General features: G+C 43.5%; 12 protein-coding genes. 6 read left to right on the top strand and 6 right to left on the bottom strand.

The genetic code is table 11. The features are described 5' to 3' along the window. Nucleotides 1-195 precede the first annotated feature (195 nt). Both JFC06_RS04095 and JFC06_RS04090 read left to right on the top strand, forming a co-directional pair. Nucleotides 196-1,224, top strand: a complete 1,029-nt coding sequence (locus JFC06_RS04095; RefSeq protein ID WP_193006164.1) for an endonuclease/exonuclease/phosphatase family protein — start codon at nucleotides 196-198, stop codon at nucleotides 1,222-1,224. 230 nt (nucleotides 1,225-1,454) lie between these two features. Continuing rightward, a complete protein-coding gene (locus tag JFC06_RS04090; RefSeq protein WP_193006223.1) occupies nucleotides 1,455-2,147 on the top strand; it encodes a TetR/AcrR family transcriptional regulator in 693 nt (230 codons plus the stop codon). A 167-nt stretch (nucleotides 2,148-2,314) separates the two neighbouring features. Here JFC06_RS04090 and JFC06_RS04085 read toward each other — a convergent pair whose 3' ends face one another. The 4 genes from JFC06_RS04085 to JFC06_RS04070 form a co-directional block, all read right to left on the bottom strand. Further along, the gene (locus JFC06_RS04085; protein WP_198334067.1) at nucleotides 2,315-7,627 is read right to left on the bottom strand and encodes a DUF11 domain-containing protein; all 5,313 of its coding nucleotides are present in this window, start codon (nucleotides 7,625-7,627) and stop codon (nucleotides 2,315-2,317) included. A 148-nt stretch (nucleotides 7,628-7,775) separates the two neighbouring features. After that, nucleotides 7,776-9,905: a hypothetical protein gene (locus JFC06_RS04080; protein WP_198334066.1), complete on the bottom strand. Its 2,130-nt coding sequence runs from the start codon at nucleotides 9,903-9,905 to the stop codon at nucleotides 7,776-7,778. Between the two features lie 71 nt (nucleotides 9,906-9,976). Then, a complete protein-coding gene (locus JFC06_RS04075; RefSeq protein ID WP_198334065.1) occupies nucleotides 9,977-10,447 on the bottom strand; it encodes a hypothetical protein in 471 nt (156 codons plus the stop codon). 266 nt (nucleotides 10,448-10,713) lie between these two features. Then, the gene (locus JFC06_RS04070; protein WP_198334064.1) at nucleotides 10,714-13,713 is read right to left on the bottom strand and encodes a hypothetical protein; all 3,000 of its coding nucleotides are present in this window, start codon (nucleotides 13,711-13,713) and stop codon (nucleotides 10,714-10,716) included. A 584-nt stretch (nucleotides 13,714-14,297) separates the two neighbouring features. Between JFC06_RS04070 and aceE the strand changes: the two genes are divergently transcribed. Further along, on the top strand, nucleotides 14,298-17,111 hold the full coding sequence (gene aceE, locus JFC06_RS04065) for a pyruvate dehydrogenase (acetyl-transferring), homodimeric type (RefSeq protein WP_193006159.1): 2,814 nt from the start codon (nucleotides 14,298-14,300) through the stop codon (nucleotides 17,109-17,111). A gap of 25 nt (nucleotides 17,112-17,136) precedes the next feature. Beyond that, nucleotides 17,137-18,885, top strand: a complete 1,749-nt coding sequence (locus tag JFC06_RS04060; RefSeq protein ID WP_198334063.1) for a 2-oxo acid dehydrogenase subunit E2 — start codon at nucleotides 17,137-17,139, stop codon at nucleotides 18,883-18,885. Nucleotides 18,886-19,076: 191 nt separating this feature from the next. Here JFC06_RS04060 and JFC06_RS04055 read toward each other — a convergent pair whose 3' ends face one another. After that, nucleotides 19,077-19,715 (bottom strand): OmpW/AlkL family protein, encoded by a 639-nt coding sequence (locus JFC06_RS04055; RefSeq protein WP_198334062.1) that lies wholly within the window; start codon nucleotides 19,713-19,715, stop codon nucleotides 19,077-19,079. 299 nt (nucleotides 19,716-20,014) lie between these two features. Between JFC06_RS04055 and JFC06_RS04050 the strand changes: the two genes are divergently transcribed. After that, nucleotides 20,015-20,242, top strand: coding sequence for a hypothetical protein (locus tag JFC06_RS04050; RefSeq protein WP_193006156.1), 228 nt, complete (start codon nucleotides 20,015-20,017; stop codon nucleotides 20,240-20,242). Nucleotides 20,243-20,400: 158 nt separating this feature from the next. Further along, complete coding sequence (locus JFC06_RS04045) at nucleotides 20,401-21,384, top strand: ion transporter (protein ID WP_193006155.1); 984 nt, start codon at nucleotides 20,401-20,403, stop codon at nucleotides 21,382-21,384. Nucleotides 21,385-21,522: 138 nt separating this feature from the next. Here the strand turns inward: JFC06_RS04045 and JFC06_RS04040 are convergent, their stop codons facing one another. Continuing rightward, nucleotides 21,523-22,170 (bottom strand): TerD family protein, encoded by a 648-nt coding sequence (locus JFC06_RS04040; RefSeq protein WP_193006154.1) that lies wholly within the window; start codon nucleotides 22,168-22,170, stop codon nucleotides 21,523-21,525. Nucleotides 22,171-22,191: the final 21 nt, after the last annotated feature.

Here is a 22,191-nt window from a genome sequence, read left to right as displayed (position 1 = left end):
ATATTGGTCTACAGATGAGAAAACCAAACTAATTTATGTTATTTTAAAGCCTCCAAAGGTCTCTTTGGAGGCTTTTTTATGGTAGATCCTACTATGAGATGGGTTTTACTATGAATTAGTACGGTTTGATATCTTAATATCAGAGGCGTGTAATTGTAATAAACTGGGATTAATGACGATAATTATAGGTAATTTATGACCAATGATGCGAATGGAAGCCGACAAAAGCAATTCTACATAGCAACGGCTAATTTACTGAATCTTGCTAATCCCAATCGTATCTATTATGACAATGCGCCCGCTTATACCGATAAAGAGTACCAACATAAACTGCGCGGTATTAGTGATTTATTAGCAAAGGCCCATGCCGATATCATTGCTGTACAAGAAGTGTGGGACAGTAAGGCACTTGAAGCATTGGCTGTCTCATTAGGTTTTCAGCCTGAGCATGTTGTGATTCCATTGGCAAGCAACGAGAGTGCGAGTCCATATACGCAAGGTAAAGGGGCGCAACATACGCCAGCTGTCGGTATTATCAGTCGCTTTAAGCAATTAGAGAGTCGTTTGCTCGAAGACGTGGTACCAAAGGCGGTGATTGATATTCCTGATATTGGTCCTTATCAACGGTTTAATCGTCCGCCCTTGCTCTTACGTGTCAATGCTTATGGTCAGCCAATCACTATCATTACCGCACATCTAAAAAGCAAACGCGCTTTTTTCTTGCGTGATGAAAACGGGGCGCTACTAGAAGACATGGACGATCCAAACATTCGAGTCCGTGCCAAGCTTCGTAGTTTGTGCATGCGCGCCGCAGAAGCGGCCTCTATTCGTCTGTCGATCATTGAGCGCTTGCATCATACTCGTGAGCCATTGATTTTGTTAGGTGATATGAACGATGTCACGGGTAGCGTGACCACGCAATTGATGAGCGAGACGGGTGAAGTCAACTACGATAAAAGTATGCGTGACGTTGCGTTGTTTGATGCCGCTCGTATTCAAGCGCGTTATGGTTGGATGAAAGATGTGGCATACACCCATATATATCAAGGTATGCCAGAGGTGATCGATCAATTATTTGTTTCAGAAGAGTTCTTACCTGATAGCAAGTTTTCACTGGGTCGGGTCGAGCGGGTTGACTATTTTAATGACCATTTGAAGTGGGATTATGCAGATAGGGTCATCGATCATGGTATTATAAGAGCGCAAATTAAACTTAACGACTAATTTTATTACATTGAATGGTCAACTCTACTAAATTGTTGGCCCCCACATTATTTTTAACCCATTTATCTCCCTTGCTTGATAGTGTACAAGCGTTTATGATGCCTCTCCATTAGCCTTAATAGTATTAGCGCTATACTATAGCTAATAGGAAGTAATCCTTCAATTTGGGATGAATACTATCCACTGAAGATTATATTTATAAAATAGGGTGTAACATTAAGAGACTTATGATGAGCGAAAACAAAGACGAAAAAATTGAAGATGTGTTGGTAGACTCGGAATTGGCAAAAAAACTGGTACCAAACAAGTTCAAATTTACCAGTCAACAAGGCCGTGCGCGCCGTCAAAAACTTTTGGCTGGGGCCAAAAAGTTGAGTGAAACACAGGCTATTAACGATATTACCTTAGCTGCTGTATGTGAAGAAGCAGGTATTCCAAGAGCCTCTGCTTATCACTTTTTTCCTAATATCGAAGCAATATTTTTAGCCCTACGCTTTTTGAATGCTATCGAAATATTGGAGATGGTAGAAACGGTCGATATTGGTAATTATGACAGATGGCAAGGGTATCTCACCGCACTTATCGATAAGTGTGTGATGATATTCCATAGCGATGAAACCAAAGCCAAGCTGATTTATGACACCAACACGCCTGACTTTGAAGGTGATAGCTTTGGCGAAGATATAGATCATCAAATCGTTGATTTGGTTTATAAGCGTTTATCAGAGCGTTATGAGATGCCAAATTTTGATGATATTCAAGACACCTTGTTAATTGCTTATAGTATTGTCAACGCTATATTCACGTTGTCTTATCGCCGTCATCAAACGATTACCAATGACTATATTCAAGAAGCAAACACCGCGTTTATTGCTTATTTACGTTGCTATCTGCCAGAAAAACTTCCCCGTAAAAACCGCTAATGTGGATGGTTTATAGGTAGCGAGTATAGAAGAGCCGGCATATAATGTCGGCTTTTTTGTGATTGTATTTATAGGTGTTCATTTTTGCCTGCGGCAAACTTTATCGCTCATGTTGTCATCAGTAAATAGCACGACAATATGGATAAATTATAAGGTAGCAGTATTGGTTAGACTTTGTTTTTATGTGGGTCATCACGCGTGAATAACTCTTCATCAAATTTAAAGCGTAGTCTAAAGTAGGCGCCTTGTTGCGTGGTGTCATCATAAGCGATGTCTTCATCCTCAAAGCCCATAAAGTTATAACCCAATGACAACCAAAGATTGGTCATCGGGCTATAACCAACTTCTGCACCCAACATGTAAGTCACATCATCCGCTTGTTTGTTCCAATAAGTACCCGCTTGTAAGCCGATATCCCAGCGCTTACTAACATCATAAAGACCACGAGCGTAAAGCGCGTGAGCTGTATTGTCACTGCTGATGTTATCGGCACCAAACTGAGTGTACTTACCTGCGTAGTGCCCAGACAAGGTGAGTGGCTGCGTTGGGTGATAATTACTACTCAAAGACCAAACAACCGCATCTTTTTGATAAGCGTCGTCGCCTGTACTGTTATCATCTAAGCGATACTCAAGCTTCGCCAGCATGTCTAGCTGATTGCTATCATAATCACGATACGCGGCGCCAAGTTGGAAGCGGTTGATCGTACGCACGCCCTCATCATAGGTGACTTGTGAGTAGATGTCTTTAGCCAGTAAAGTGACATCATCGGTATAGCGATAAGCAATGCCAGCGCTACCTAATAATGTATCACTGGTCTCACCCCAGCGTTTTTCAAGACGAGCAGAGGCTTTATAGTCTTCTTTTGCAAGATACTCAACGCCGATACCGGCTGCCGTTGCGGTATTTTCGGTATCGCCTTCTAGGGATTCAACCCGTTCAAACAAAGTGTTTATCGTTAAGCCTTGCTGAACATACCATTTATTTTTTAGGCCAATAGCAGCTTCAGCTTCGCGGGCGCTGATGGCGTCACGCATACGATATTCGCTATAAACTTTGCCGTCTTTCATGTAGTTGGCGTCAAACCCAACCACCGTACGCTGACGCTCTTCCGTATCATCCAAACCATAGCTACCAGATAGACTGTTGATTAAATCATGACGAGCGTACAGACGCCCCAAGTCACCTAGCGGCGTCTCACCGCCAATAGATGTGGCATTACGATCACTGTTGTCAATATCTTGCTCATACTCTGCAAATACTAAAGAGTTATTTAGCTTTGGTAGACGTGCGGTGAGCCGCGCTCGGGCCGTGATACCTTCGATGTCTTTTTCAGCGTCATTGACACTATTCAGTGCTGATTGATTGATGATGTCATCATTAAAGACAGTGTCGTCAGTAACATCTACGACGTCTGTAGCTGCTTGGGTATTGCGTGAGGCCGCAGTGGCCTCTTGTTTATAATAACGTACACCAATCTCGCCTACGACATTGGTACTCAAGCGTTGCTCAATGCTGGCCAAAATACCTTCGCGGCTGGCTTTGGTTGTGTGATCTTTAGTGTGTACGCCTTCAAATTTTAGGGCGGTATTTTTATCATTGATTAAGTGAGTGACCTCAGCGCCCGACTCTTCACGGCCAGCCGTTTGTGGCGAGGCGCCAGTCACAAAACCTTCATCAGTGTCTTTATAATACGCTTTAGCACGGGTGTTTTTCTTATTATCAAAATCGAGCTCGACACGTAGCGCATCGCCCTTAGCGTCACGTCCGTCTAATTTTGTTGTATTAACCTGATTGCTGGGCTGAAAATTTGGGTTTTCAGTTTTATTCATCGCATATTCGGCAACCAGCTTTAGCGTATCATTGAGTTTAATGACGCTGTTGACGCTTGCCAGTTCTTCTTGATTCAGCGGGTCGTCACTATGAATGTAGCTACCGCCGATAGCGATTTTATCAGTCAGCTGTTGCTTGGCAGCAATACCGCCGACCAAGTACTCTTCGCCGCCTTCATCTACTTCTACCGTGACACGTAGATAAATAGGGTTGCCATTGATGTCTTGGCTAGCAATAGGCGCTGTTAGAAATAAGCTGCGACTAATAGGATCAATCTCATAATCAGCAAAACGAGTAAGCGTCGTGCGTTGAATGATTAATCCAGGATTGTTTGCATCACGCGTGATCACTTCAACGGTTTCTGAGTTTTCTACAACGGCGTCAAAGTTTTCGCCCAACGGATAAGGGCCGGATATGCCTAAGCCGCGAGTCTCATTGACGCGCTGGCTAGTGCTGGTTTCGGCCATAAAGGCAGTAATGCGAGTATTATTGTCTTCATACTGAGCTTTTATACCGGTCAACGTACGGTTGTATTGACCCAGCTTGATACCTTCATCATTATCAATTTGAGTTTTTAGGTCACCATACATCGCAAACGAACGACCTTTGTCTAAGCGCACATAAAGCTTGCTGGTAGACTGCGCATCGAAGCCTTTGGCTGATGAGTCGCCGTATACAGGATAATACTCGCCAGGCTCGATATCACGGAACAAGCGCTCGCCTTTTTTGTCACTGTCGTAAGCCAATGTCAAAAGATAGTCGCCGCGCACCTTACCTTTGAGAAACATCGCCGCACGACCAGAAGCCGTATAGTTATCATCGCCTGCAAAGTCATTGAGTTCTTGCTCGAATGCACCTTGAGCATCAGTGATGCTATCGCCATCGAAGTCTTTGAGCGAGACAGTGCCTTCAACGATACCAACGGCAATGAGTGGACGTAGTTTGGCCGTGAATTGTAACGGAATGATCTGTTTGCGACTGCCCGTGTCAATGACCAATTCACCTTTACCTGGTGCGCTTGGCGCGGTCACTGGTATTAGTAGCTCGCCACCAGAGACGATAACTTGAGTGCCCGCTTGCTCTTTACTGCTGTCATTAAGATTGACACGACCAATATTGGTATCAATGGTGATTGGTGTTGAGGCGATATAAGGGCGGCCATCACGATCTTTTAGGCTGATAACGACTTGGTATTCGCTTATGCCATCAGCTGCGACTAGTTGCGTTTGGGTACGATAATCGATCGCTTGTAAACTTTCAGGGGTTAATACTTTGATAGTCTGCTCAGAGATAACGTTACCGTTTACGTCAGTAGCCACACCGCGTAAGGTGTTGTGGCCGCGCTGTAAGTCAACGGCATAGTAGTCAAAAGCAGTAACACGCTGCTTTTCTTGCTCAGCAGTTTTACCGATTTGCTGCTCTGATACTGCTTTTCCATTAGCATATAGCGTGAACAGTGAGCCAAGGGGCGCTTGTACCTGTACCAGTTGTTTATACGTGCTTAGCTGCTGGCCTTCGCTGAGATTAATAAAAGCCACATCATTACTAGCCACTTCTTTTAGGTACTCTTCTAGCTCTTTTTCTACCGGAGGCGCAACAGTAGTAGTCGACATATTCACACGATTGGCAGTGGGATCAGTCATTTCATTGATAATAGCGGAGTCACAATTATTACCCAAATCTAGATCAGCGTTGATATTACAGCCACTGGCATCTACGTTATCCGTATTGTCACGATCGTAGTCAGGGTCTAAAGTCAGCTCGGTTTTTACTGCTTGCTCAAGTGTGTCGTTTTTAGCACTCACGGATTGACTACGAGCGATCAGCTCTATGTTTAAGCGCTCAGTGCTATTGCTCGTATCGCCAATAACTCCGAAGTCAGCCCGATGCAATTCACCGTACTTTAAATCCACGAAACGGCTACCTACATCCCCAGTATTACGGTTACTTTGGGTGATCATGTCGGTGGCATGAGGAAGCGTCGTACGGTCAACTTTTAGGACGTGAGTCTTGGCGCTCACACCATAGAAGTTATACTTACCTTGAGGATCGGTAATGACAAAATTACCGTTTTCCATGTAGATGCGCACGCCTGCAACGCCAAGCTCGCCATCTTCTTTTTGTTGAATGCCATCACCGTTGATATCGTGGTAGACCTTACCGATGATGATGCCATCGGTATTCATGACCCCACGCTCTACATCAATTTTCCATTGGGCTTCTCTTGATGCTAAGCGTTGACCTTGCTCATTATGAGCAATGGCAGTTGCACGATTGATCCCATCACCGCCCAATGATGAAGCGCCGATCAGTACACGGTATGTGATTTTTTTACTTTCACCGTTTGCTATATTACCCAAGTTTAATACCTGATATTTACCGTCAGCTTTAAACTCAGTGGTTTGTGCTTTATTGATGTCGATATCAGTAGTTTGACTGAGGCGCACGCTACCATCCACATAGTCAAAACCACGTGGTAAGGCATCTTTTAGTTGTACATCAAAAGCCGTAGAGTTGCCGCTATTGGAGACATTGATGGTATAACTGACGTAATCACCAATCTCAGCACTTCTCACGTCACTTTCTTTGGTCACAACGAGGCTTGGGTTGTCATCGATGACACTGATTTGCGTATCTAAGTCATCGATATGTGCCGTTAAGTCGCCATCGTTCGGTAGCTGGTCATCTCCCGTGCCGACAGAGGGCGCGATACAAGCGTTCAAGCTAGCAGTTAAGGTATCGTTTGCTAACGTCTGAATGAGCTTGTCATTGACAGCATTGGCATTGTTTTGTGTCGGTGCAGACAACTGATACTTACCCGTACTGTTGCCCGTTTCAAGCGCTTTCAATGAGTATTTGTCACCAGTCAATAACGAGGTGATCGTGACCCACACCTGATCTGGCTGATCTAGCTGGACGTTACATGGCGCGTAGCTGGCATCGACATAGACATTCTCACCGATTTGTAAGGTGGTTTTATTTTCATCAAACCCAGAGGTTGTGAATTTTATCTCAGGTTCAACGATGAGTAACTCATCTATAGCATTAGCGGCTGATACTGATCGATCTTCTAATACAACTGCCCCCATCTTAACGCTGGCAGTGTCGCCACTCTTACCATTAGGATCTGACAAAGCTTGTACGATAAGTTGGATGCTTTCGCTATGTCCAAGCTTAATTTGGGTGGTAAAGTTTTTATCGAAAAAAAGCTCTACACGTCCTTTGTCTTTTAGTTCCTGATAAACTTTTACATTAGAAAGGGTGGGAGATATATCTAACGTTAGCTTAACAGTTTGATTGCTATAACTGGTGTTACTTAGGACATTAACCCAGTTTACCAAGGCATTGGGCATGACGGTATGTACCGGCTGCTGAGTCAAACCAATACCGTACTCAGGCAGATGGGAGGCTTTGATTTGTACTTGATTTGAGGCAGTAGCAATCGCTGTGTCATTTTGGCTGTTGACGTGATAGCTGGCATTGGCAATATTATTGATGATCTGCAACTGAGGGTTTGCTGCTGGAATTGAGGCAGCAGCTGCGATCGCGATGTTCGATTGGATAAGTAACATGGCTAACGTCAACGCAGAAATCTGAACGCTGCGTAATGACGTGGGTTTAGACAATGTCATTGACTGCTCTGTCATATGTCGCTTATCCAATAAAACACACTGTTTGATTTAGAGTACTTTAGCCGCATGGTTTTTAGGTGAAGGCAGGTCTATAAGCCCCGTTAGATGCTTATAGACCTTAAAACTATCTGTTTGAATTAAGTTGACGATACAGAGTGATCGTTTAACGATTGTTTTTAATCTTCACTCGGAAACTCAGTGTCGCTGTACCTTGAGGCGCTAATGTAGAGACATTGGCATAAATAGAATCAACACTGTCTGGCGCTGGAGGTGTACCTTTAACAGCATTAGACTCAGCAGCGGAACCAATTTTTATTTTAGCGGTATTAGCAACGTAGTCAGCTGCAGTGCTGTACTGAGATGTCGCATCAGCAATAAGCAAATTAGTAATGTCAAAACCTAATGGTGCTGTAGAAGAGGTGTTTTTAGCATCGATTCTATAAATCACACATTGATCAGGTTCTGCTTGTTCGATTGGATCTTTTGTGAAGTTGATTTCACCTGCTCCTGAAATGATGCCATCACAGTTGATGTCTAATGCTTGGAACTTATCTAACGTTAGGCCTTTGACATACGTTGTATGAGTAATAGGCTCTATGTTAGTAGGAGCACCGTTACCGCTAGCAGTCAGTTTCACGGTAGTAGTCTCGGAGCTACCGACGAGTGCATCAGTAGAACCCATGTTATAACTAATAGTTACTGCCCCACCTGGAGCTATACCGATACCTCCGGTCAATGAACTAACTATGGTGTAAGCCTTTCCGTTAACTGTAGGTTCAACTTGAATTGGTTCAGTAGGCGTACCATCTGGTGAATTGTAAACAAGAGTAAGCGGACCAACAGGATTTACTTGTTCGTTACTACCGTCAGTAACTATAAAAGTTAATGGGTTGTCAGCGTTGCCTTCGGTATCTTGTCCCTTATTAGTGATAGTGACTTGATACGTAACCTGACCATCCGTACTTGTGCCGTCCGTAACTGTAATTGGTGCAATTTCTTTTAAGGTAGTTGAACTTGCCAGAGTGATAACACGTCTGGTAAAGCTAATAGTCGGCGTTGTGTCTGCGCCAAGTGTGTCTGAGTCCTCAGTAGGTATTTTGGTAGTATTAAGAGTAGGAGTGCTGTCATCTGTACTATCAACAATGTCGTACTCGGTATCATTCGGGGTCATACTAAGTACAGGCGTAACACTATCGAATTTATCGTAAACCGTGGCGTGGTTGGTAGCAGAACTATTAGCCTTAGTGTATTTAGTTTTGTCAACGTCGACCTTGAAGCTAATAACCTGATTTGCGCCAACCGCCAAACTTGGTACAGTGATGTCAACAATTGTCCGGCCATCTTCAGTTCTAGCATTAGAGGTAACTGTAGCACCGGATGCAGTAACAGTGCCATTTAGAGTCATGCCTAGCGGCAAAATGTCTCTCACGATAAAGCTTGTAGCTGTATCGCTGTAATCAGTAGATACGTTAGTTACTTTGATACTGTAGTCGATCGTAGGAGTAGCAGCGGTTAAATCTAAAGTAGAACAAGGAGCAGTAGTACCACAAACTGCTGTCTTTTCAATCTTGAATACTGGAAGTTTCACCAGTGTTTGGTTTTCATTGACTAGCGTGGGCTTAGCAGCATTGACAGTAGTAAAGAAAGCACTCGTTGCCGTTAGGGTACCCACACCTTTATCATTACCTATTTGATTGATAGGTGTCGCTGCCTCATAGCTAAGATTCGCTCTTAAACCTGGTGATAACTGGATAGTACCGCCATTAGTAAGCGTACCCTCGGAAACCTGATTAAAAGCATTCAATGCACTAGTTTGATCGGGTGTTAGAGGGTCACCGTTAGACTGTACAATGGTATATGCGATGCTGTCTGAAGTTCCCAGTGCATAGTCTGGAGTAGCAGTGGTAAGCTCAGAGGTGTCATCACCTGTTGTTGTAACTGTATAGGTGTCGGTGACGTTACCAGTATTGGTAAGAATATGATCAAATTTGGTGGTACCACCTGGGATAACCAATTGGTTTGCGTTCGTATCACTATTATTGTCCGTATCTGAAACAGCTACTAATGAGAAGTTAGCCGTTTCACTAACATTTACCGTCACTTCATTCGATTCAGCTGTTTGTTGCTGATCAGGGTTGGTCGAAACAGTGTAGGTAGCCGTTGCTTTACTAACAATGGGCTCAGCGTCAGCACTTACCTCAGTGGACTCAGCAGCATTAGCGCCAGTAGAGATACCCATCACTGCAGCGACACCGACAGCAAGCAAGCTATAGTTAAAATTATTTGATTTCATGTATTGCTCCAAAGGTAACGATAAAAAGCGAGTCTAAAGATGAAGTAAAAACACAATCGAGAATCGATAAATCAGTTGACGGTAGTATTCAGTGCGACTGTAGCGGACTTATAGGCAGGCAAGAGTTTGATATTCCAGCGTAGCGAGCGATACTCAGATAGGGGGATTTTCACCAATTTGTCGTTCACTTTACGCATCAGAGGCATGTCAGCATAGTTTTTGCCATCGGTACTGGCTTGTGCGCTTGCAGGGAGTGCTTCACCAGTGAAGGTCATGTTTGTTGGAATAGGGAGGGTTACCATCAAGTCGTTAATGTCTTTATTGATAGTGCTGGTGTAAGCAGCTTTGTATTGAACCACTGTACCCGCGGGTGCTGTGCGTACTGGCGAGTAGATGACTTTACCCTCTGCGTTTTTGATGACTTGATTGACCGTGAGCTCCATTTTTAAAGCATCATCAGCGTAAGCTACGTTCAGACTCAGTAGACAGGTAGAAGCCAAAGTAGCCAATAGGACATTGTGCAAGAGCTTGAAATGTTTCATGGAAAATCCTTCTTAAACCATAGCTGGCAATGACGTGCTAGCTTGATAAGTTGCAGTCTATTGTCTGTAATTTGTCATAAGTAGCACTAATAGAAATATGTATATTTACTTGATTATATTGTCACGCAACCATTACAAATATTCAGCTCAAAAACGATAAATGGTAATTTGAGGTGGCTAAACGGCAAAAGCCCTATCTAATAAGATAGGGCTTTTGTTTATTAAAATTTAAATCATAAATGATCTAAATGTGCAAGAAAAAATAGCTACTGAGGATTCATAGTTATGCCGTACTTAGTATTAAAGTATAAACTTGCTAAGTTTGGTTTGGTGCTATCAGTAGGTACAGCAGATAAGTTAAAGGGAGTAGAACGAATCTCACCATTTTTACCATAGGTGACAATAGGACCACCTACTGAGGTAGGTAGAAACAGAGGAGGGGGCTGATTAAATACTGAAGTAACACTAGTGATTTGTACTTGCTGAAGCTCTAAGTGGCCCCGATTATAAGCCTGAATAACATAGGCAATGCATTTTCTTGGACTGACACCACTATCCGGCGTTTTGACACTGAAACCCACTGTTGGATCATCATTGTTATGGCTGATATCTTGATAACTTAAGCTATTATTACACTCATGCACGTATTGCGATGTTATGAGGACTAAGGCGGCGTTATTAGCCTTAACTTCACCAAAGTCCACCTTACTGTAATCAAAAACGTTGGCTATGAGGGCAATCTCTCGGTTATTTGTAGTTGTGTCTATTGTATAATCCCATGCATTTGGCTCATTTTCAATCAAACAGACTTTTGTCTTTTCGGCTAAGATGTTAGCAGCCACTGTAAAGCTGTATCTGCCTTTATTACCTAAAATGCTGGAAACAGTTTGTGGATTGGGCGAAATAGTCACAATGTCGTTATCATTACAATCCGTCAAACGTACGCTCAAACTGCTATCGTATATTCCTAGCTCACTTTCACTATCATAGATGCCGTTAAAATAGCTACTGTTACCTGTAAAGGTGCTAGATGTATCTTGTTTGGTGCGTTCAGCAGCTACGATACCGCCGTTATCATTAAAGACAATACCTGAAAAAGTGTAAGTGACTGGTGTGTTGGTAATCGTACAGGTAATCTCATCGCCATAAGTAGTATTGCTAAGCGTAAATGAACGCGTTTGAGCTGTAGCGTTGTAAGTCATCGCCGCAGTAGGCATGATGGTGGTGCTACCAGTAGTGGCATTGGTACAAGTGTAGGTGGCATTATAGTCTGTGATATCACCTAGCGTTGTTCCGTTCATGACGCGCTCAGTAATAGTATAGCTTGTATTTTCTGCTAAGTTTAGGACGCTGCTACCTTCATTGCTAACCGTCGCACCGGTACCTGTAGTGGTAGCACTGTTGGAGACAATAGCATCACCGGTCACCTTTATCTCAAACTGGTCACGTTTGGCGTCTGTGTCATGAATGCGAGTACCATTTAGCTGTTTTTTAACCACCAACTTTGGCGGGGCAAGACAGAAGTAGAAGTCTGAGTAGCCCACCAAATGATCACCAGCTGATGTTGTTGTGCTGGCGCCACTGTAAGTATTGCCATGAGTAATTGTAAAAGGGGTCAATGCCGGCTTATAACCCCAGTCGACGTTAAAATTACACGAGTTAGATGTACTACAGTTCTGCCATGGAATGCCTGATATGGTTTGGCTACTATTAGTCAGTTCATGATTAGAGGTTTTAAAATTACTGAAAATCCCACCGATAGTTTTCAGTGTTATGCTTTCAATATACCTACTGTTTTCGTTTGAGTCTGCGTCTTGAACAACGAAGCCATATTTTGATACCGGTTTGTTAATCGTCGCGGTTAATTGATGGTTGACATCTTCTTTTTTACTATTATGAAGTATGTTGAGAGAGTTTTTAGTGGCTGTACCATTGGTAGATTCATACTTTGGATAGCCAGCCACTATGTTTCTTATAATAGGAAAAGACAATGTAATATCTACACCACTAAAATGATAAGTGTTATTTGATCCGCTAGACCAGCTTAGCTTTTGCGTCTTTATAGGGGTATGGCCTGGTGGGTTTTCACCAATATAATACATCTGATGATTGCTTGGACAACTGGCAGGTGAACTTATTGAACCACCACCAAACATAGAAGTCACCTCATTAGTATCACTAGCGCTTTTTAGGGCTAAGTCAGCCGTTTTTATAGTCGCGGTATTAGTCACAGTAGTGCCTGAAGCGGCAGTGACTAGTGTTGGTACTTTGATACTGTAGCTTTTGTCAACGGGTATAGATGGAATCTTAAACCCTGTCGGCCCTTCTAACAGTGCGGTTGTAGGTAGAGAGCTGGTGGTACAAACGTTGTTCGTATCAGCGCTATCACAAGTAATATTTGATTGCTTACTAAGACCTAAGACGGCGGGATCTTTAAGTATTATATCTTGTAGAGAGGTACCGCCTGTGTTAGTAATCTTAATAATATAATTAGTAGTGTTATTAGTACCTATGCTGGTTAGACCATCATCTTTTGAAATAGTGTATGCTGGCACTGGCACGCAGAAGTCGTCAAAAGTGACTGCGATATTTTGCTCCTCTGGGTTATCTTTGGCGCCATTCGTATTCCCGTATACAATGCTTAATTCTGAGATTGGTTCTTTAAAAGAGGCAGTAACTTTACAGCGGTTACTAAAATCATTATCGTTGCATGTCCCAAAAGTCCCAAAAATACTGTCTCCAAACGCCGTATTTCCATCAATATTAACAAACTCTCCAGCATTTGAGAGCACGGGAAAGGTATTACTGCTAGTCATATCTTTAGCTGTAAGTTCTACTTTATCTTTCCAATCGTAAACAAAAAATCCAATCCGGCGATCAATATCATAAATACTCATATTAAGATTAGAAAGAGGTTTATCAAACTTATATGTGACAGTGTTGGTATCGTTTTTGCTGTTCATGTCTTGTTTAATGAAAAATGCGCCGTCTATCGTAGAACTGGGGTTAACGGCACCACTGATACTCTGTGAGCTGCCAATTGTGCTCATGGATCCTGTAATGACGACATCATCTAAATTAGAAGTGCTGCCTACTGCCGATGTTTTTGGCCATTGATACTCTGCAGGTTCAAGCGTTGAAGAAACGTGACCAGCTGGGCAAGTAGCGGCAAATGCTGCAAAACTTGGGAAAAATAACAATACAACTAAGGCTATCCAATAAGCCATCTTGGGTTTTAGTTCTGATGATTTCACAGAAAAATCCATGATAACTCCGATAAAGATGTCAAAATATTAATAAAGCTTTGAAATGATAGTAGTGTTTAGAGCATGATTAATATACAAAAATAAGACGAACGTATGTTTAGAGGGTATGAATGACGAAAATGTCGAATGTAGTTGACAGAAGGAGATAGGCCTTTATAAAACCAGAAAAATGTAGAATGTTATAACTAGGTTGGATCAGGTCATATGCTTGTTAGGATTTCTATTAACGTTCATTTTTAACCCTATCTACTGTAAATATTTACCTAATCACTAATCATTATTTATTTCAGAAATACTTGTCATATCGTCATTTTCTTATCGCTATAAACAACCTCTCCAGAAACGCCTATAATAAAGCGTTATTATTATTTGATAATTAACCCCACACATTAAGTTGCAACGTGACTTTCTATAACTAGGCGGTCATACATCGTCATGTAAATGCACCATACTAAATGCCACTTTTTAAAATTAACAAGGAAGTCATTGAGCGAACCATTCACGTAAGACACTATGAACACACTAATTTGATTTAATAACATCCTGTATTAGGCAGGATGGACTGACAAAAAAGGACAACGAAGATGAATTATTATAAGGATGCTGATAGCACCGAAACCCAAGAGTGGCTGGAAGCCTTTGAGTCTGTTATCAAACATGCAGATAAGGATCGTGCTCAGTTTCTACTAAAAGCCTTATACAATATGGCGGTCCAAGAAGGCCTGCCATTTAATCGCCTCGATACCGCTTATATCAATACGATCGCAGTTGAAGACGAGCCAATGTACCCTGGTGACTTGACGATTGAGCGCAAAATTCGTGCGTTGATTCGCTACAACGCGTTGGCGATGGTCATGCGTGCGAACAAAAACGACGATGATTTAGGGGGTCACTTAGCGACATTTGCCTCTAGTGCCACGCTCTATGAGACAGGTTTTAACCATTTTTTCCGAGCCGCCAGTGATCATTTCGGTGGTGACATGATTTATTATCAAGGTCACTCAGCCCCTGGTATCTACGCACGTTCTTATTTAGAAGGGCGTTTGAGTGAAGATCAGCTAGATAACTTTCGCCGTGAAGTCGGTGGTAAAGGCTTATCAAGCTATCCCCATCCATATCTCATGCCTGATTACTGGCAGTTCCCGACAGTTTCTATGGGACTCGGCCCCATCATGTCGATCTATCATGCGCACGTACATCGCTATATGGAAAACCGTGGTTTGCTTGAAAAAGAAGATCGTAAAATCTGGACATTCTTAGGAGATGGTGAGACCGATGAGCCAGAAAGCTTAGGGGCGATATCACTTGCCGGTCGTGAGAAGCTGGATAACCTGATTTGGGTGATTAACTGTAACTTACAGCGTCTTGACGGTCCTGTTCGTGGTAATGGCAAAATCATTCAAGAGTTAGAGTCAGTATTCCGCGGCGCAGGCTGGCGGGTGATTAAAGTGGTTTGGGGTGGTAATTGGGACAGTTTGCTTGCCAATGATCATACAGGCGTGCTTAAACATCGTATGGAAGAAGTGGTTGATGGTGAGTACCAGTTATATGAAGCTCGTACCCCTGAGTTTACTCGTAAAGAGTTCTTTGGTAAGTACCCAGAGCTAGAAGAGATGGCTGATGCGCTATCTGATCAAGACATTGCCCGTCTAAACCGCGGCGGTCATGATCCCCAAAAGGTGTATGCCGCTTTTAGTGAAGCCATGAAGACTAAAGGGCAGCCAACGGTTGTTTTAGTCAAAACCGTCAAAGGCTATGGTCTCTCTACGCAAGCACAGGCTGTCAATAAATCGCACCAAATTAAAAAGTTAGATCATGACTCTTTGAAGTATTTCCGTGATCGCTTTGATTTGCCGTTTACCGATGAAGAGCTTGAGACACTACCGTTTTATCGCCCTAAAGAAGACTCGCTTGAGATGAAGTATCTAAAAGGTCGCCGCGAAGCGTTGGGCGGGCATTTACCAAATCGTCGTAGTGGACATATTCCATTAAACATACCTGATTTATCCATATTCGATCGTGTGTTAAAAGGCAGTAATGGCAAAGAGCAGTCGACGACGATGATGTTTGTCCGTCTGCTATCAGCGATGCTAAAAAACAAAGACATCCAAGACCGTGTCGTGCCTATCGTTCCTGATGAAGCACGTACCTTTGGTCTAGAAGGCATGTTCCGCCAGTTGGGTATTTATTCAGCGTCAGGCCAAAAGTACACGCCCGAGGACAGTGAAGCGTTGATGGGTTATAAAGAGGCCATCGATGGTCATATGCTAGAAGAAGGCATCAATGAAGCGGGTGCGATGAGTACGTGGATTGCGCTTGCGACCAGTTACTCAGTCAACGCTTTGCCGATGATACCTCTATACATCTACTATTCTATGTTTGGTTTCCAGCGCGTTGGTGACTTGGCGTGGGCGGCGGGCGATTGTCAAGCGCAGGGCTTTTTATTGGGCGCGACGGCTGGTCGTACCACCCTAAATGGCGAAGGCTTGCAGCATCAAGATGGGCACTCACAGATTTTATTTAATGTGGTACCCAACTGCGTCAGTTATGATCCATGCTTCGGTTATGAGCTGGCTGTTGTCATGCATGATGGCCTACGCCGTATGTACGGAGAAGGCGAGCGCGTTTATTATTACTTAACACTGATGAACGAAAACTACGAGCAGCCTGCGATGCCAGAAGGCTGTGAGGAAGGTATCAAGCGCGGTATGTATCTGCTTGAGGACAATGGCTCAAGTCAAGTACAGCTGTTAGGATCTGGTGTGATCTTACGTGAAGTACAAAAAGCGTCGAAGATTTTAAAAGACGAGTTTAATATTACCTCCAACGTTTGGAGCGTGACCAGCTTCAACGAGCTGACACGTGATGGTATGGCTTGCGATGATTACAACCGCTTGCACCCAATGGAAGAAGAAAAAGTGCCTTGGGTCACCGAGCAATTGGCACCGCACGAAGGGATTGTCGTAGCAGCGACTGATTACATGCGTAACTACTCAGAACAGATACGCGGATGGTTGCCTGATAATCGCCCTTATACCACCCTTGGGACCGATGGTTATGGCCGCTCAGACACTCGCGAAAAACTACGAAGCTTCTTCCACGTCGATGCGGCTCATATTGTCGTCGCAACCCTCAAACGCTTAGCAGATGAGGGCGAGGTAGAAATGCGCTTGGTTAAAGATGCGATTTCAAGCTTCGGTATTGAAGCGGATCAGCCACCTGCATGGCAAATCCAGCCTCATTATGATCATTTTCCAGATGCGCCAGCACCCGACAATGTCAATCCCAATCCTGTGCCGGAGTTTGTCGGTGAGGAAGATGAAGAGATCAGCAACGAAGGCCGTGCTGAAGATCAAGCGGATGCGACTTTACTCAATGATGGCGATGTCAAAGAATAATAATCATAAGACAAGGAGATAAACCATGGACATTAAAGCCCCCGATTTGGGTGTCGATAGCGCTGAAGTCAGCGAAATTATGGTAGAGGTTGGTGACGTCATCGCAAAAGATGACAACATCATTTTGCTAGAATCCGATAAAGCCTCGGTTGAAGTCCCAAGCTCTGCTGCTGGTAAGGTCACCAAAATTAGCGTTGCCGTTGGTGATCAGGTCAGTGAAGGTATGGTGCTGATTGAAATTGAGAGCGAGGATGGTGCTGCAGATAATAGCAATGATGCTGCCGATACCGATGTAAATACTAATGACGTAGATACTCAAGACAGTGACAGTCAAACAACAGCAGCAGAAGACCAGCAATCGTATTCTGCCTCTAAAGATAAGACTGAGTCTAGTGCGCCAGCCAATAGTTCAGAAAAGGCAATCACTTACGCACTGCCTGACCTAGGTGTCGATGAAGCCCAAGTGTCTGAGATTATGGTCAGTGTCGGCGATACGGTTAGCGCTGATCAGTCAATTTTACTGATTGAGTCTGATAAAGCGTCGGTTGAAGTACCCGCACCAGTAGCAGGCAAGATTGAAAAAATATTGGTCGAAGCGGGTGATATGGTCGCTAACGGTCAAGATTTTATTGTCATCATGGGTGGCGGTTCAGATGAAGCAAGCAATGCAGATGCGAGTGAGTCTAAATCTGACACACCCGCTGCGCAAGATTCTACGCAAGCTAAGTCAGACAGTAGCGCGGATAAGCAAACAACTGGTGAGCCAAAGCAAGCGGCTAAATCTACCACGACCAATACCGCCAATAATCAGAAAAAAGACAAGCTGACAGAAGCACAGATCAATGAAAAGCTGGTCGATGTGTATGCTGGTCCTGCCGTGCGTAAGCTAGCACGTCAATTGGGCGTAGATATCACTCAAGTGAGTGGTTCGGCACTGAATGACCGTGTCCTAAAAGAAGACTTGTTTGCCCATGTTAAGGAAAGTCTAAGCACTCAAAAAGCTGATCCTGCGGCCGGTAGTCCAGTCAGCTCAGGGTTACCAACACTTCCTGATATGAGTAACACAGAGGTCTGGGGTGAGACAGAAGCACAAGATCTCAGTCGTTTGCAAAAAGTCTCCATACCGCAGCTTAACTACAATACGCTGTTGCCGCAAGTGACGCAGTTTGATCTGTCTGATATCACTGAGACCGAAAAGCTACGCGGTGAGCTAAAAGGTGGCATGAAAGCGGAAGGGATTGGTTTTACCATCTTGGCATTTGTGGTTAAAGCCACTGCCTACGCCTTGACGCAGCATCCCCGTTTTAACAGTCATTTGAGCGATGACAATACCCAAGTTATCTTGCGTAAAAGTGTCAATATGGGGATCGCTGTGGCAACGGATGACGGTTTAATCGTGCCTGTTATCAAAAATGTGCAAGACAAAGGTCTGAAGCAAATTGCTATTGAGATTGGCGAGCTTGCCGTCAAAGCTCGGGACAAAAAACTCAGCACCAAAGACTTACAAGGTGCAAGTTTTACCATATCAAGCCAAGGTAATTTAGGCGGTACAGCCTTTACGCCGCTGGTAAATTGGCCACAAGTTGGTATTTTAGGCGTCTCTGAAGCAAGTATGCAGCCCCGCTGGAATGCTAAAAAGCAAGATTTTGAGCCGCGTCTCATGTTACCGCTATCATTGTCTTATGATCACCGTGTCATTAATGGGGCAGACGCCGCTGTGTTCACTCGTTATATCGCAACGTTGCTCGCTGATCCGCGTCGTATTCTGCTGTAGAATTGGCATTAATCGAAAAATTATTTATTTGCAAAAAGACTGTCCACGGATGGTCTTTTTTATGCTTGATGATTTTTGGTAGGATGCTTTTTGCGTCATTCTTTTATTTTGAGCTGTCTATAGCATGGACACAAAAAAGCCAGCTAATAAGCTGACTTTTTTATGGTGCTCAGTTGATAGTAGGAGCTATCTTAGAACTGTTTTACAAATGCCACACCATATACCCAAGGGCTGATATCGATTTCGCCAAGATCATCACCATTTAAGCTAGCGTCAGTTTTGATGTCCATATAGCGGGCATCAATACGAAACGCCTCAGTGTCAGCGAAGGGAATGTCAACACCGATGTGGCCTGCAACGCCAACGCTATCGTCAAGCTCTAAATCACCACCATTAGACACTCTTTCTTTAAAGAAAGTTGTGTAGTTGACACCCACACCAACAAATGGTTTGATATTCATTGGCATATTATAGCCGTCGAAGTGATACTGTAGAGATAACGTTGGTGGTAAGTGCTGAGTTTTACCTGTTAAAACGACAGTATCATCAGTAGGATCTTTCAGGTCAAAGTCGTGATGAAACGGAATGGCCGCTAGTAGTTCAACACCAACGTTGTTAGCGATAAAGTACTCACCACTGATGGTTGGGCGCACATCGCCATCAACGTCAACAGAGTAATCAGCTCCCCCTACATTTACGGTACCGTTATCGCTTTTAGGGTCAACATAGTGTGCACCAGCAGCAACAGACCAAGTACCGGCAGGGACAGCAAAGGCAGTGGTCATGGTAAGAGCAGTGGCTGCGGCTAAAACTAGGGATTGTAGTTTCATCGTTTGATTCCTCAACGTAATAGATGATTATTGGTAAATACCTAATGAGGGATGACATTAGTTACCGATACACAATGTTATGTTTCTTTAGTAATCTGTAACACTGTCTCTCTATTATAGTACAAAACCCTGCTTTCTGTAAGGTTTTAATTGCTTTTATATTTCTTTATTTCTTAAATAGCGCTGTTGTGGCTCACAATGAAGCAGTCAGAGATTTTATAAAAGTGATGGGCGTTGGGAGTCGGGTTTGACCTGTATTGTGACTGAGTCATTATGATATAAAGGAGGCGTAACCTAGTATGCTTGGCTATTGTAGTAACTCTCCACTCCGCTGTGAAAACGCCCGTTCTGCAAAGATATTGAATCGAATGGATGCTTGTTGTCCGGAGTGCGGTTTATTCTTATTACCTGCACAAGATGTTAGCCAGCAGTTACGTGCGGATGAGCAGTTTTTAAGATACGCTGTCTTAGCGGTGGCATTGGTGTTGTTTATCGCTGTCTACATTTATTATTCAAATTTTGTATAATCACTTATCATAATGCATAATAAACAGCCAATCTCGCCATTAGTCGTACTTTTTTATGGTGGTAAGCTGGTTGTGAGAATCGTGCGTTAGGGTCATAGTCTGTGATGGCTGCTTTATTCTATTAATATAAGACCGGTGTTTCACCGCATAGGGACGGCATGCTACTCCAATCTATACGGCGCTTGCGTCTTTTTGTTTACAATATCTTGCAAAATGATGAGCATGACACGCTATTTAGCCGTTGTGTCGACTATTTTCTTATATTTCTCATCATGACCAATGTGGCGGCAGTCATTGCCGAATCTGTTGATCAGTGGTATTACCCCTATCAAAGTTATTTCACTTGGTTTGAAAACTTCTCTATTGTGATATTTTCTATCGAGTATTTGCTACGTTTGTGGAGTGTTGCCGAAGCAAAGCCCGATCACACGACTTGGCGTCAGCGTTGGGAGTGGCTAAAGAGCCCCTCAGCGTTGATTGATTTGATCGCTATTGCCCCTGCGTTCTTAAACTTCTTTGTCTCCATCGATTTGCGCTTCTTACGTATTCTACGTTTGTTCCGTATTCTTAAACTGACACGCTATTTTGCTTCTTTGCGTATCTTGCTGGTGGTGATCAGTAAAGAGCGAGGCTCATTTCAAGCGGTCATTTTTATCTTAATTATTATGATCGTGACCGCCTCTAGTGGTATTTATTTGGTTGAAAACCATGCGCAGCCAGAGGAGTTTGAGTCAATTCCCAAAGCCATGTGGTGGGCGGTGGTGACGCTTACCACAGTAGGTTATGGTGATGTTATACCAATTACCAATGCGGGCAAAATATTGGGTGCCATCATTACGATATTGGGTGTGGGCTTGGCCGCATTGCCTGCCGGTATTTTGGCGACAGGTCTTGCCAATGAGTTGGCGCAGCGCCGAGAGGAGCTTGAGCAACACTTTCGCGAGCAACTGATTGATAGTGACTTTGATTTGGTACAAAATCAGATGATGATTGATAAAATTCGCCGAGAGCTAGGACTGGATAAAGAGCAGGCACAAAATATCGTATTGCAAGTACTGCGTGAGCAAGAGCTTGAGCGGCGCGAAAGAGAGGTAGAAATACGACAAAAGAACTTCTGTCCCCATTGCGGTGAGCCACTATAAAGTCTTGTCTTGTCAGCTGTTTGTATGACGAAACTTGATAGTGAATACTTGATATTTTAAAAAAAGAGAAGGGTGCGGTGTATTGATAACACGGCACCCTTCTACGTTTTTAAAATGAGGACACGCCCTCAGTAGTACTTACACGCCTTGCGGAATGGGGAGAGATCGCGCCAACTCATGTGCCACTTCTTTTGCTGCCTCTGCTAGACCCTCAGCAGACAGTGGCAAATTATGTAGCGTTAAATGCCAGTCATCGACCTCCCGGCGCAAATGGGCGACCCAAAGCGTCGTGCAATCACGGGGTAGCTGTTTTAGATTGACTTCAAAACACCGATTGCCCTCATCATCACTCAGATGAATCTCGCCTTTTTTGACGCGAGAAAACGGATGATCGTGATAAGAGTTGGCTATCATAGCGATGTGGGTGATATGGGCTGGAATCTTATCCAAGAATAGCCTTATCTGCTCTTGATCAAGTGGTGCCAGATACATCGCTTGTTCGCCGCGATCTTTGCCATTTAGACTGTCACCTTGATGTTTTACGGATTCAGCTTTATCTCGCAATTGCTTGAACCAAACGATGTCACGAATGGTGCAAAGCTCATCGTACAAGACGCAGGCTAAGTCAATGTCAATCGCACCTTGGTTTTTCTTAAAGCGCTTAAACAGGCCTTTTGGCTCAATCTTAGTAAATTCGTAGTTCAGCGCAAAAAACAAGGTTCCCGCATCTAAACCCAGTCCTTTTAAACTGTCTGAAAGTAATGGTGATGGGGTCGTAGTTGACATAACATTCCTTTTTAATTCTTA

The sequence above is a fragment of the Psychrobacter namhaensis genome, from assembly GCF_016107545.1.
Taxonomy (GTDB): Bacteria; Pseudomonadota; Gammaproteobacteria; order Pseudomonadales; family Moraxellaceae; genus Psychrobacter; species Psychrobacter namhaensis.
This window is presented reverse-complemented; position numbering and strand designations above follow the sequence as displayed.

What these genes read in the sequence shown, in the direction of transcription:
- JFC06_RS04090 (WP_193006223.1), top strand. Translation starts at nt 1,455, where the DNA reads ATGAGCGAAAACAAAGACGAAAAAATTGAAGATGTGTTGGTAGACTCG.
- JFC06_RS04075 (WP_198334065.1), bottom strand. Translation starts at nt 10,447, where the DNA reads ATGAAACATTTCAAGCTCTTGCACAATGTCCTATTGGCTACTTTGGCT.
- JFC06_RS04055 (WP_198334062.1), bottom strand. Translation starts at nt 19,715, where the DNA reads ATGAAACTACAATCCCTAGTTTTAGCCGCAGCCACTGCTCTTACCATG.
- JFC06_RS04085 (WP_198334067.1), bottom strand. Translation starts at nt 7,627, where the DNA reads ATGACAGAGCAGTCAATGACATTGTCTAAACCCACGTCATTACGCAGC.
- JFC06_RS04070 (WP_198334064.1), bottom strand. Translation starts at nt 13,713, where the DNA reads ATGGATTTTTCTGTGAAATCATCAGAACTAAAACCCAAGATGGCTTAT.
- aceE (WP_193006159.1), top strand. Translation starts at nt 14,298, where the DNA reads ATGAATTATTATAAGGATGCTGATAGCACCGAAACCCAAGAGTGGCTG.
- JFC06_RS04080 (WP_198334066.1), bottom strand. Translation starts at nt 9,905, where the DNA reads ATGAAATCAAATAATTTTAACTATAGCTTGCTTGCTGTCGGTGTCGCT.
- JFC06_RS04050 (WP_193006156.1), top strand. Translation starts at nt 20,015, where the DNA reads ATGCTTGGCTATTGTAGTAACTCTCCACTCCGCTGTGAAAACGCCCGT.
- JFC06_RS04060 (WP_198334063.1), top strand. Translation starts at nt 17,137, where the DNA reads ATGGACATTAAAGCCCCCGATTTGGGTGTCGATAGCGCTGAAGTCAGC.
- JFC06_RS04040 (WP_193006154.1), bottom strand. Translation starts at nt 22,170, where the DNA reads ATGTCAACTACGACCCCATCACCATTACTTTCAGACAGTTTAAAAGGA.
- JFC06_RS04045 (WP_193006155.1), top strand. Translation starts at nt 20,401, where the DNA reads ATGCTACTCCAATCTATACGGCGCTTGCGTCTTTTTGTTTACAATATC.
- JFC06_RS04095 (WP_193006164.1), top strand. Translation starts at nt 196, where the DNA reads ATGACCAATGATGCGAATGGAAGCCGACAAAAGCAATTCTACATAGCA.